9 protein-coding genes are annotated in these 12,018 nt (G+C 67.7%); 3 read left to right on the top strand and 6 right to left on the bottom strand.

Annotation, left to right across the window (positions count from 1 at the left end):
* Window positions 1-33: 33 nt before the first annotated feature.
* Window positions 34-1,566, bottom strand: coding sequence for a class I adenylate-forming enzyme family protein (locus tag AC07O3_RS05230; protein ID WP_495338764.1), 1,533 nt, complete (start codon window positions 1,564-1,566; stop codon window positions 34-36).
* Window positions 1,567-1,745: 179 nt separating this feature from the next.
* Here AC07O3_RS05230 and AC07O3_RS05225 point away from each other — a divergent pair, with 179 nt between their 5' ends.
* Window positions 1,746-2,243 carry a hypothetical protein gene (locus tag AC07O3_RS05225; RefSeq protein WP_093057747.1) on the top strand — a complete coding sequence of 166 codons (498 nt, stop codon included), beginning with the start codon at window positions 1,746-1,748 and terminating at the stop codon, window positions 2,241-2,243.
* 15 nt (window positions 2,244-2,258) lie between these two features.
* Here AC07O3_RS05225 and AC07O3_RS05220 read toward each other — a convergent pair whose 3' ends face one another.
* From AC07O3_RS05220 to AC07O3_RS05210, 3 genes are read right to left on the bottom strand one after another with little or no spacing between them, the layout of a single operon-like run.
* The gene (locus tag AC07O3_RS05220; protein WP_495338763.1) at window positions 2,259-3,701 is read right to left on the bottom strand and encodes an efflux transporter outer membrane subunit; all 1,443 of its coding nucleotides are present in this window, start codon (window positions 3,699-3,701) and stop codon (window positions 2,259-2,261) included.
* 5 nt (window positions 3,702-3,706) lie between these two features.
* On the bottom strand, window positions 3,707-6,844 hold the full coding sequence (locus AC07O3_RS05215; RefSeq protein ID WP_495338762.1) for an efflux RND transporter permease subunit: 3,138 nt from the start codon (window positions 6,842-6,844) through the stop codon (window positions 3,707-3,709).
* A 13-nt stretch (window positions 6,845-6,857) separates the two neighbouring features.
* Window positions 6,858-8,048: an efflux RND transporter periplasmic adaptor subunit gene (locus AC07O3_RS05210; RefSeq protein ID WP_093079107.1), complete on the bottom strand. Its 1,191-nt coding sequence runs from the start codon at window positions 8,046-8,048 to the stop codon at window positions 6,858-6,860.
* A 138-nt stretch (window positions 8,049-8,186) separates the two neighbouring features.
* Between AC07O3_RS05210 and baeS the strand changes: the two genes are divergently transcribed.
* Together baeS and AC07O3_RS05200 are read left to right on the top strand one after the other, a co-directional pair.
* Window positions 8,187-9,572 carry a sensor histidine kinase efflux regulator BaeS gene (gene baeS, locus AC07O3_RS05205; RefSeq protein WP_495338761.1) on the top strand — a complete coding sequence of 462 codons (1,386 nt, stop codon included), beginning with the start codon at window positions 8,187-8,189 and terminating at the stop codon, window positions 9,570-9,572.
* The gene (locus AC07O3_RS05200; RefSeq protein ID WP_218840257.1) at window positions 9,569-10,273 is read left to right on the top strand and encodes a response regulator; all 705 of its coding nucleotides are present in this window, start codon (window positions 9,569-9,571) and stop codon (window positions 10,271-10,273) included. The genes baeS and AC07O3_RS05200 overlap by 4 nt, the downstream gene beginning before the upstream one ends.
* A 53-nt stretch (window positions 10,274-10,326) precedes the next feature.
* Here AC07O3_RS05200 and lipA read toward each other — a convergent pair whose 3' ends face one another.
* Window positions 10,327-11,310: a lipoyl synthase gene (gene lipA / locus AC07O3_RS05195; RefSeq protein ID WP_495338760.1), complete on the bottom strand. Its 984-nt coding sequence runs from the start codon at window positions 11,308-11,310 to the stop codon at window positions 10,327-10,329.
* Window positions 11,311-11,317: 7 nt separating this feature from the next.
* On the bottom strand, window positions 11,318-12,013 hold the full coding sequence (lipB, locus tag AC07O3_RS05190) for a lipoyl(octanoyl) transferase LipB (protein ID WP_495338759.1): 696 nt from the start codon (window positions 12,011-12,013) through the stop codon (window positions 11,318-11,320).
* Window positions 12,014-12,018 lie beyond the last annotated feature (5 nt).

Below are 12,018 nucleotides of genomic sequence, written 5' to 3'. Positions count from 1 at the left end.
CGCGATCCTGCTCCGCCTTCGGGCTGCTGCGCATCAGCCGTGGTCACGTTCACGCAGTTCGCGCTTGAGCACCTTGCCGATCGCACTGCGCGGCAGCTCGTCGATGAAGCTCAGCCGCGCCAGGCGCTGCGTCTTGCCGAGCTGGGCGTTTGTCCATTGCAGCAGCGCGTCTTCGCTCGTGGCGTCGCCCTCGCGGCGCACCACGAAGGCCACCGGCGTCTCGCCCCATTGCTCCGACGGTACGCCAACCACCGCCACGTCGGCCACTGCCGCATGGCCGCGCAGCACGGCCTCGAGGTCGCTCGGGTAGATGTTGAAGCCGCCGCTGATGATCATGTCCTTCTTGCGGTCGAACAGCGTGAGGAAGCCCTCGGCGTCGAAGCGGCCCACGTCGCCGGTGCGGATGAAGCGCTTGCCGGTGGCGTCGAACCACTCGGCCTCGCGCGTCTTCTCGGGCTGGCGGTGGTAGCCGGTCATCATGCCGCCCGAGTGGCCCACCACCTCGCCGGCCACCTCGGTGTTGCCGCGCGGCAGCTCGTTGCCTTCCTCGTCGATCAGGCGGATGTCGCTGCCCTCGGCGGGCTGGCCCACCGTGTGCAGCTTGGTCGGGTGCAGGTGCGCTTCCAGGATGCAGGTGCCGCCGCCTTCGGTCATGCCGTAGAACTCGATCAGCCCGCCGGGCCAGCGCTTGAGCACGTCGGCCTTGAGCGCGGCGTTGAAGGGCGCGCTGGTGCTGAACTTGAACTTGTAGGAAGACAGGTCGTGCTCGTCGAAGCGCGGGTGCGCCATCAGCCGCTGGTACTGCACCGGCACGAGCATGGTGTGCGTCACGCGGCGCTTCTCGGCCAGCTGCAGATAGCCGAGCGCGTCGAACTTGGGCATCAGCACCACGCAGCCGCCGAAAGCCAGCGTGGGGAAGAACACCACCAGCGTGGTGTTGGAGTAGAGCGGCGTCGACAGCAGCGTGACGGTGTCGGTGCTGTATTCGTACCTGGCGCCGCGCTGCACGTGGGACCAGCGCATGCCGTGGCCCTGCACGATGCCCTTGGGCTCGCCGGTGGTGCCCGACGAATAGATGATGTTGAAGGCCCACGCGGGCTGCACCTCGACGGCCTCGGGCTGCGAACCGGCCGGCGCCAGCCAGCCTTCGATGTCGCGGCCGACCTGCGAGCCGTCCAGTGCCACGCGCGGAATGCCGCCTTCCTTCGCGGGGCCGATCACTTCGGCGGCCGATGCGTCACTGAACAGGATGCGCGCGTCGGCGTCCTCGATCATGCGGGCCAGGCTGGCGGGCGTGGAGCCGGGCGCCAGCGGGGCCACCGCGACGCCCGCGCGCAGCGCACCCAGGAACACGGCCGCGTAGTTCACCGACGACGAGGCGCAGATCGCAATGGCGTCGCCCGCCTTGAGTCCGTCGCGCTGCAGGCTGGCCGCGACGCGGTCCATCAGCGCGTCGAGCGCGCGGTAGTCCAGCGTGAGCGTGGCATCCGCCAGCGCGGCGTGATCGGGGGTGTGTTGTGCGTGGAGGCGAACCAGATCGGCAATGGCGCCGAAACTGCGTTCCATAGAGGCTTGAACAGCGGGGTGCATGGGAGAGTCAGTCCTTCATCTTGGCCAGCCGGCAGGATAGCGGACCTGTCGCGCGTGGCCAGCGCCTGGGCGACGACTGCCGGTGCAGGACACAGCGCCGTCAGTTGCCGATCAGGAAGGCGGGGCCACGATGCCCGACCACCAAGGAGCTCACCATGGGTTTACTCGACATCCTCCAGCAGGCCATCGGCAACAACAGCAACAACGCCGAAGACCACATTGACCAGGTCGCGCAGCACGCCTCGCCCGGCGAACTTGGCGCGGGGCTCGCGGCGGCCATGCGCTCGGACCAGACGCCGCCTTTCGGCGACACGGTCGGCAAGCTGTTCGGCCAGTCGTCGCCCACGCAGCAGGCTGGCGTACTCAACCAGATCCTGGCCACGCTGGGCCCGGCCGCCGCCTCGGCGCTGGCCGGCGGCGTGCTCGGGCGCGTGCTGCAGCCGGGGCAGACGCAGGTCACGCCCGACCAGGCCTCGCAGCTGTCGCCCGCGCAGGTGACCGAGATCGCCACGCACGCCGAGCAGCAGCATGCGGGCGTCATCGACGAGGTGAGCCAGTTCTACGCGCAGCACTCGGGGCTGATCAAGACGCTGGGCGGCGCGGCCATTGCCATCGCGCTGGCGAAGATGAAAGAGAACGCCACGCGCGGCTGAAAGACTCCGGGTCGATCAGCGTGCCGACGCCGTGGTCTCGGCCCGCACCGTGTCCCCGCCGCCCATCACCTTGTAGAGCGTGATGCGGTTGCTCTGCTCCGACAGCCGCAGGCCGATCAGCGTCTGCTGCGCCGTGTAAAGCGAGCGCTGCGCGTCCAGCACTTCGAGAAAGCTGTAGCTGCCGCTGCGGTAGAGCGCGTTCGACAGTGTGTAGCTCTTCTGCGTGGCATCGACAAGCGATTGCTGCGCCGCAATCTGCTCGCCGATCGAGCCGCGCGTGGCCAGCGCATCGGCCACTTCCCTGAACGCGGTCTGCACCGTCTTCTCGTAGGTGGCGAGGTCGATCTCGCGCTGCGCCTTCGCCGAGTCGAGGCTGGCGCGGTTGCTGCCGGCGTTGAAGATCGGCAGGCTGACCGATGGCGCGAAGCTCCAGGTGCTGTTGCCGCCCTTGAACAGGCCTGACAGCGCCGTGCTCGACGAGCCCGAGCTCGCGGTCAGCGAGATCGTCGGGAAGAAGGCCGCACGCGCCGCACCGATGTCGGCGTTCGAGCCCTGCAGCGTGTGCTCGGCGGCCAGCACGTCGGGACGCTGCTGCAGCAGCGTCGAAGGCAGCCCCGCGGGCACGTCGACCAGCGCGCTGGCCGTGGCCATGCCTGCGGCCGGCAGCAGTTCGCCGGGCACGGTGGCGCCGGCCAGCAGGTCCAGCGCGTTGCGGTCGAGCGCCACCTGCGCGGTGTAGCTGGCCACGTCCACACGTGCCGAATCAACGGTCGTCTGCGCCTGGGCCAGCGACAGCGCCGAGCTGGCGCCCAGTTCATGCATGCGGCCGGTCAGCGCATACGTGCGCTGCTGGCTGGCCAGCGTGTCCTGCGCGAGCTTCAGCCGTTCGTTGTCCGCGGCCAGCGTGAGCCAGGCCGAGGCGACTTCCGCCACCAGGCTGATCTGCGTGCTGCGGGTCGTGGCCTCGGTCGACAGGTAGCTCTGCAATGCCGCCTCGTTGAGGTTGCGCACGCGGCCGAACAGGTCGAGCTCGTAGCTGCTGAAGCCCAGCGACGCGCTGTACGTCGAGCCGATGGACGATTCGCCGCTGCTGCTTGTTGCCGCCGAGGTGCGCGCGCGGGTGGCACCCGCCGTGGCCGCGATGCTGGGGAACAGTTCGGCGCGCTGCACGCCGTATTGCGCGCGCGCCTTCTCAATGTTCTGCACCGCCACGCGCAGGTCGCGGTTGTTGGCCAGCGCGAGCGCGATGGTGCGGCGCAGCCGGTCGTCGGTGATGAAGCTCTGCCAGCCGGTGGTGGCGGAGACGGTTGCATCCTTGGCCTCCTTCGCACCCGTGGAGGCGGGCCAGGTGGCGGGCACCGGCGCTTCGGGCCGCGAGTACACGGGCGCGAGGTTGACGCAGCCGGCCAGCAGCGCGGCCGTGATGAGAGCGGAGAGTCTGAAATGAATTCGGGTCATGGCGTTCATGCCTCAGGCAGCGCGGTCAGCGTGGATGCCGCCGCGGGTTTTTTCTTTTGCGCGAAGAAGCGCCGGATCACGACGAAGAACAGTGGCACGAAGAAGATGCCCAGCGCCGTGGCGGTCGCGATGCCGCCGAGCACGCCCACGCCGATGGCGCGGCGGCTGCCCGAGCCCGCGCCGGTGCTCAGCGCCAGCGGCAGCACGCCGAACATGAAGGCCAGCGAGGTCATGAGGATGGGCCGCAGCCGCAGGCGCACGGCCTGCAGCGTGGCATCGACCAGCGCAACGCCTTCGTCCTGCAACTGCTTGGCGAATTCCACGATCAGGATCGCGTTCTTCGCCGACAGCCCCACCGTGGCCAGCAGCCCCACCTGGAAGTACACGTCGTTCGACAGCCCCGCCAGCTTCGTGGCCAGCACCGCGCCCAGCACGCCCAGCGGCACCACCAGCATCACCGAGAACGGCACAGACCAGCTCTCGTACAGCGCGGCCAGGCACAGGAACACGAACAAAATCGACACCGCGTAGAGCAGCGGCGCCTGCGAGCCCGACAGGCGTTCCTGATACGAGCTGCCGGTCCATTCGTAGCCGATGCCCTGCGGCAGCTGCTTCATGATGTTTTCCACCGCATCCATTGCTGCACCCGAGCTCACGCCCGCGGCGGGGTCGCCGATCAGCTCGAACGACGACATGCCGTTGTAGCGCGACAGCTGCGGCGAGCCATACGTCCAGCGGCTGCTGGCGAAGGCAGAGAACGGCACCATCTCGCTGCTTGCATTGCGCACGTACCAGCTGTTCACGCTGTCAGGCTGCATGCGGAAGGGCGCGTCGGCTTGTACGTAGACCTTCTTCACGCGGCCGTTGTTGATGAAGTCGTTCACGTAGCTGCCGCCCATGGCGCTGGACAGCGTGTCGTTGATGTCCGAGGTCGACAGGCCCAGCGCCGCGGCCTTGCGGTCGTCGATGTCGATGGCGAACTGCGGTGTGTCGTCCAGGTTGTTGCTGCGCACCTGGCTCAGCGCGGGGTCTTTCTTGGCCAGGGCCAGGAACTGCTCGCGCGCCTGTGCCAGCGCATCGTGGCCGATGCCGCCCAGATCCTGCAACTGCACGTCGAAGCCCGCGTTCGAGCCCAGGCCGCGCACGGCCGGCGGCAGCATCACGAACACGTTGGCGTTGCTGGTGCGCGCGGCCATTTCCATCGTGAAGCGGCGCGACAGCGATGCGGCGTCTTGCCCGTCGCCGCCGCGCTCGCTCCAGTCCTTCAGCGTGATGAAGGCATTGCCCGTGGCCTGGTCGCCGCTCAGGCCGGTCAGCGTGATGAAGTGGGCAACCTCTTTTTGTGAGGACAGGTATTGCTCGAAGCTCTTCATGGTCTGCTGCAGCTGCTCGTCGGTGGCGCTGGCGGGCAGCTTCACCTGGGCCATCAGCGTGCCCTGGTCTTCGTCGGGCAGGAACGAGGTGGGCAGGCGCATGAAGGTCACGGCCAGCACGCCCACCAGCAGCGCGTACACCAGCAGGCTGCGCTTGCCGCGCCGCAGCAGGCCGCCGACGCCCGAGCGGTAGCGGTCTGCATTGCGCTCGAAGTTGCGGTTGAACCAGCCGAAGAAGCCGCGCTTCTCCTGATGGTGGCCGGCCTCCACGGGCTTGAGCAGCGTGGCGCACAGTGCCGGCGACAGCGTAAGCGCCACCAGCACCGACAGCAGCATGGCCGCGACGATGGTTACCGAGAACTGGCGGTAGATCACGCCCGTCGAGCCGCCGAAGAAAGCCATGGGAATGAACACCGCCGACAGCACCAGTGCAATGCCCACCAGCGCGCCGGTGATCTCGCGCATCGACTTGCGCGTGGCTTCCTTCGGCGAGAGCCCTTCCTCGGTCATGAGCCGCTCGACGTTCTCCACCACCACGATGGCGTCGTCCACCAGGAGGCCGATGGCCAGCACCATGCCGAACATGGTCAGCGTGTTGATCGAGTAGCCCAGCAGCGCCAGCACGCCGAAGGTGCCCAGCAGCACCACCGGCACCGCGATGGCGGGCACCAGCGTGGCGCGCAGGTTCTGCAAAAAGAGGTACATGATCAGCACGACCAGCACCATCGCCTCGCCCAGCGTCTTGGCCACTTCCTCGATGGAGATGCGCACGAAGGGCGTGGTGTCGTAGCCGACCACGGCCTTCATCTGGTTGGGGAAGAAGGGCGCCAGCTCCGCGAGCTTGGCCTTCATCGCGTTCGACACCGTGAGCGCGTTGGCGCCGGTGGCCAGCTTCACGCCCATGCCGGACGACGGCTTGCCGTCGAAGCGCGAGCTGACGGTGTAGCTCTCGCTGCCGAGCTCGATGCGCGCGACGTCGCCCAGCCGCACGATCGCGCCGCTGCTGCTGTCCGACTTGACGATCACCTCGCGGAACTGGTCGGCGGTGCGCAGCTTGCTGCGCGCGGTGATGGTCGCGGTGAGCCGCTGGCCCGCGGCCGCCGGCAGCGCGCCGAGCTGGCCGGCCGAGACTTCGGTGTTCTGGCTGGTGAGCGCAGTGGTCACGTCCGAGGGCATCAGCGAATACTTCTGCAGCCTGGCGGGGTCGAGCCAGATGCGCATGGCATAGCCCGAGCCCAGCGTCTGCACGTCGCCCACGCCGTCGATGCGGCTGAGCACGTCGAGCAGGCTGCTGGAGATGTAGTCGCCGATGTCGGTGGCCGACGCGCTGCCGTCCTGCGAGACCAGCGAGACGATCATCAGGAAGTCGGTGCCCGATTTGGTGACCGTCACGCCCTGGCTCTGCACCGATTGCGGCAACTGCGACTCGGCCTGCTGCAGCTTGTTCTGCACCTGCATCTGCGCCACGTCGGCGTTGGTGCCGGCCTCGAAGGTGAGCTCGATGCGCGCGGTGCCCGACGAGGTGCTGCTCGACGACATCGAGACGAGCCGGTCGAGGCCCTTCATCTTCTGCTCGATCACCTGCGTGACCGAGTCCTCGATGGTCTTGGCCGAGGCACCGGGGTAGGTCGCGTTGATGGAGACCTTGGTGGGTGCGATGTTGGGATACTGCTCCAGCGAAAGCGTGGCAATGGACAGCCCGCCGGCAAGCATGATGACGATGGCGATGACCCACGCGAAGATGGGCCGGTCGATGAAGAAGCGTGCCATGTGCGTTGCTTCCTCAGCGGCTGGTGCCGGCGCTTGCCGCGCTGGCCACCGTTGCGGTGGTGTCGGCGGTCACGGGTTTCACTGTGTCGCCCACTTTGACTTTGAGCGAGCCCTCGACGATCACGCGCTCGCCCGCCTTCAGCCCGTCGGTCACCTGCCAGCGGTTGCCGACAGCGCGCGACACCTTCAGCGCGCGCTTCTCGACCTTGTTGTCGGCAGTGACCACCAGTGCCGATGCATCGCCGCTGGCCGTGCGCGTCACCCCCTGCTGCGGCACCAGCAGCGCCCGTTCGGCCACGCCCTCTTCGAGCACTGCGCGCACGTACATGCCGGGCAGCAGCGTGCGTTCGGGGTTCGGCACCAGGATGCGTAGCGTGACCGCGCCCGTGCCTTCGCTGACGGTGACGCTCGCGAACTGCAGGCGCCCGGCGTGGGCGTAGACCGTGCCGTCTTCCAGCAGCAGCTTCACGGAGGCTTCGCTCTTGTCGCTGCTGCTCTTGAGCGTGCCGGCCGCCAGTTCGCGCTGCAGCCGCAGCAGATCGGTGGTCGATTGCGTCACGTCGACATGGATCGGGTCGAGCTGCTGCACGGTGGTGAGCGCGGTGGTCTGGCTGGCCGTGACCAGCGCGCCCGGCGTGACCGTCGAGGCCTCGATGCGCCCAGCGATCGGGGCGGTGATACGTGTGAAGCCGAGGTTGATGCGCGCCGTGTCGAGCGAGGCGCGGGCCACGCCGAGTTCGGCCTCGGCCTGCTGCAGCGTGGCCTGGCTGTCGTCGTTGGTCTGCTGGCTGACGGCGTCGATCTTCGCGAGTTCGGCATTGCGGCGCGCGGTGACCTTCGCGGAGTTGACCGTGGCCTCGGCCTTGGCGACGCTGGCCTGCGCGCTGGCGTAGGACGCCTTGTAGCTGGCGGGGTCGAGCTGGTAGAGCACCTGCCCGGCCTTGACCAGCGCACCTTCTTCGAACAGGCGCTGCTGCACGATGCCGCCGACCTGCGGGCGGATCTCGGCGCTCAGGCGGGCGCGGGTGCGGCCCGACAGCTCGGTGGTGATCGGCTGGTTCTCGGGCTGGATGGTGACCACGCCGACTTGCGCGGCGGGGAGCTGGGGCGGTGCGGAAGAAGAGCCGGAGCATCCCGCGATCGCGCCCAGCAGGCCGAAGGCCAGGGCGCACGCGAGGCCGGTGCGGATGAAGCGGGAAGACATGTTCAGAAGATTCCAATCGGGTTTGGAATCCATGGTCTTCAGTGAATGTGGAGCGAATGTGGAGGTCCCTGCGGCATGCACGGCCATGGGCGCCGAGTGCACCGCGCGGGCCTCATCTGGCTTATCTTGTGGCCCTTCATGAAGATCAGCATCACCACCAAGCTCTTTCTCGCCGTGCTGGCCACCGCCGTGCTGGCCGTGGTCGCGATGGGCGCGGCCTCGCGCTGGAACTTCGAGCGCGGCTTTGTCGGCTACCTCAACGAGCAGGGCGTGGAGCGGCTCGACTCCGTGCTGCCGAACGCCGTTGCGGCCTACCGGCAGAACGGCAGCTGGGACTTCCTGCGAGACGACCCCCGCCCCTGGTTCGAGATCATGCGGCCCGCGCCTTCCGCCTCGGGCGAGCGCTTCGAGCCGGGGCGCACCCCGGCGCTGGTGTCCGACCTGACGGGCGCCGTGCTGCGCATCGCGCTGCTCGATACGGACAGGAAGGTGATCGTGGGCTTCAGGGAGATTCGCAAGGGTGCCATTGAACGCGCCGTGGTGGTCGACGGCAAGACCGTGGGCTGGGTCGCGATGATGCCGTTCCAGAGCGTGAGCGAGGCCGGCGACCAGCGCTTCCAGAAGAACCAGCTGCGCGCGAGTTGGGTCATCGGCAGCCTGTGCGTGCTGCTGGCCGCGGGCATCGCATGGTGGATCGCTCGGGTGCTGCTCGCGCCCGTCAAGCGTGTGGCGGCGGCCACGCACCGACTGACGTCGGGCGACTACGCGAGCCGCGTGGCGGTGGCATCGCACGATGAGGTGGGGCAACTGGCACGTGACTTCAATTCGCTGGCCTTCACCCTGCAGCGCAACGAGCGGATGCGCCGCGAGTTCATGGCCGACGTGTCGCACGAACTGCGCACGCCGCTGGGCGTGCTGCACGGCGAGCTGGAGGCAATGGAAGACGGCGTGCGCCGCCTCGACGCGCAGGCCGTGCGCTCGCTGCAGCACGAAGTGGGCATGCTCAACAAGCTGGTGACCGACCTGTACGACCTGTCGATGGCGGACGTGGGCGCGCTCGCGTACCGCAAGGCCGACATCAACCTGCGCGAGCTGCTGGAGCTGAGCGTGGATTCGTTCCGCGAAAGGCTGGCTTCGGCTGGCCTGCGACTGGAGCTGGTGCTGCCCGCGCAGCCGCTGATGATGTTCGCCGACGAGCGGCGCATGCAGCAGCTCTTCAGCAACCTCGTGCTCAACGCCTGCCGCTACACCGACGCGGGCGGCATGCTGCGCATCGAGGCACGCGAAGACGACAACCAGATCGCGATCGATCTCATGGATTCGGCGCCTGGCGTCGACGCGGCGCTGCTGCCGCGCCTGTTCGAGCGTTTTTTCCGCGGCGAGGGTTCGCGCAACCGGGCCAGTGGCGGCGCGGGCCTTGGCCTTGCCATCTGCCGCAGCATCGTCGAGGCGCATGGCGGCACCATCGAGGCCAAGGCTTCGCCGCTGGGCGGGCTGTGGATTGCGGTGCGGCTACCGCAATGAACGACACGACCATGGCAACTGCTTCTTCTTCGTCAGCACACATCCTGATCGTCGAGGACGAGCCGCGCATGGCGGCGCTGCTCGCCGACTACCTCCAGGCCTCGGGCTACACCTCGCAATGGATCGCCAACGGGCTGGAGGTTGTGCCCTCCGTGAAGGCTCGCCGGCCCGACCTCGTGCTGCTCGACCTGATGCTGCCCGGACAGGACGGCATGAGCGTGTGCCGCGAGCTGCGGTTGTTCAGCGAGGTGCCCGTCATCATGCTCACGGCGCGCGTCGAGGAGGCCGACCGCCTGATGGGCCTCGAGATCGGTGCTGACGACTACATCTGCAAGACGCCATTCAGCCCGCGCGAGGTGGTGGCGCGCGTGAAGGCGCTGCTGCGCCGCAGCGGCTATGCGTCGCGCGAGGCATCGCCCCTGCAGATCGATGAGCAGACGTACAGGGCGACGCTGCACGGCACCCCGCTGGGGCTCACGCCGATCGAGTTCCGCCTGCTGAAGGCGCTGGCCGATGCTCGGGGCCGCGTGCTGTCGCGCGACAAGCTGCTCGACCATGTGCATGCAGACCAGCGCGCGGTGACCGATCGGGCGGTGGACAGCCATGTGAAGAACCTGCGCCGCAAGCTCGATGCGGCGAGCCGGGGGCAGGAGTTGATACGGTCGATTTATGGGGTGGGGTATCGGCTCGATCTTCCCTGAATAGAAAAAGGCCCTCGATGGGGCCTTTCTTCTCTTTGCTGTCTTCGAAACGGTCAGACGCCGGCGGCGTGGGCCTGCTGATCGGCGTGATAGCTGGACCGCACCATCGCACCCACCGCCGCATGGCTGAAGCCCATCTTGTAGGCCTCTTCCTCGAACATCTTGAAGGTGTCGGGGTGCACGTAGCGGCGCACCGGCAGGTGCGAGCCCGACGGCGACAGGTACTGGCCGATGGTCAGCATGTCGATGTCGTGGGCGCGCATGTCGCGCATGACCTGCAGGATTTCTTCGTCGGTCTCGCCCAGGCCGACCATGATGCCGCTCTTGGTCGGCACGTTGGGGTGCAGCGCCTTGAACTTCTTCAGCAGGTTCAGGCTGAACTGGTAGTCGCTGCCGGGGCGCGCTTCCTTGTAGAGGCGCGGCGCGGTTTCGAGGTTGTGGTTCATCACGTCCGGCGGGGCGGCCTTGAGGATCTCGAGGGCGCGGTCGTCGCGGCCGCGGAAGTCGGGCACCAGGATCTCGATCTGCGTCATCGGCGAGAGCTCGCGGATGTTCTTGATGCAGTCGACGAAGTGCTGGCTGCCGCCGTCGCGCAGGTCGTCGCGGTCGACACTGGTGATCACCACGTACTTCAGGCGCAGCTTGGCGATGGTCTTGGCGAGGTTGAGCGGCTCGTCCTTGTCGAGCGGGTCGGGGCGGCCGTGGCCCACGTCGCAGAACGGGCAGCGGCGCGTGCACTTGTCGCCCATGATCATGAAGGTGGCCGTGCCGTTGCCGAAGCATTCGCCGATGTTCGGGCACGAGGCCTCTTCGCAGACGGTGTGCAGGTTGCTCTCGCGCAGGATCTGCTTGATTTCGTAGAAGCGCGTGGTCGGGCTGCCGGCCTTGACGCGGATCCACTCGGGCTTCTTGAGCACCTCGCCGCTCTGCACCACCTTGACGGGAATGCGCGAGAGCTTGGCCGCCGCTTTCTGCTTGGCCAGGGGGTTGTAGTTTTCGGCGCTCTGGGCGTCGCGGACGACTTCTGTGGTGCTCATTGGTGTGTCAAGGCGCCAGGAAAGTGGAGAGCTTCTGGCTCAGCACCGTGGCGGCTTCTTCCCATGTGGTTTGGATGCCGATTGTAGAAAGGTCGACCGTTTGCAGCCCTGCATAGCCGCAAGGGTTGATGCGGGAGAAGGGTTCGAGGTCCATCTGTACGTTGAGCGCCACGCCGTGGTAGGTGGCGTGGCGGCTCACCTTGATGCCCAGCGCGGCGATCTTTCCGAGGCCGCGGAACGGGTCGGCGGCGGGCATCGGGCCGGTCAGCGCGGCGTGCGAGAACGGGTCGTCCAGGCGCACGTAGATGCCCGGCGCGCCGGGCACGCGGTGGCCGGTCACGCCGAAATGGGCGAGCGTGCGCAGCACCGATTCCTCGATGCGGTAGACGTATTCCTTGACGAAGTAGCCCGCCCGGCGCAGGTCGATCAACGGGTACGCCACCACCTGGCCGGGACCGTGGAAGGTGACCTGGCCACCGCGGTCGGTCTGCACGACCGGGATGGCGCCGGGGTTCAGGATGTGGTCCTGCTTGCCCGCGATGCCTTGCGTGAACACCGGAGCGTGCTCGCAAATCCATAGCGCATCGGGTGTGTCGGGCGTGCGTTCCAGCGTGAACTGTTTCATGGCCGCGAAGGTATCGGCGTAGTCGACGCGACCCAGCGGATGCAGCTCGATGGCGGGAACGGTGGCGGTGTCTGTCATGGCGT

The organism is Variovorax sp. GW821-FHT09D05 (assembly GCF_059416325.1).
This window is presented reverse-complemented; position numbering and strand designations above follow the sequence as displayed.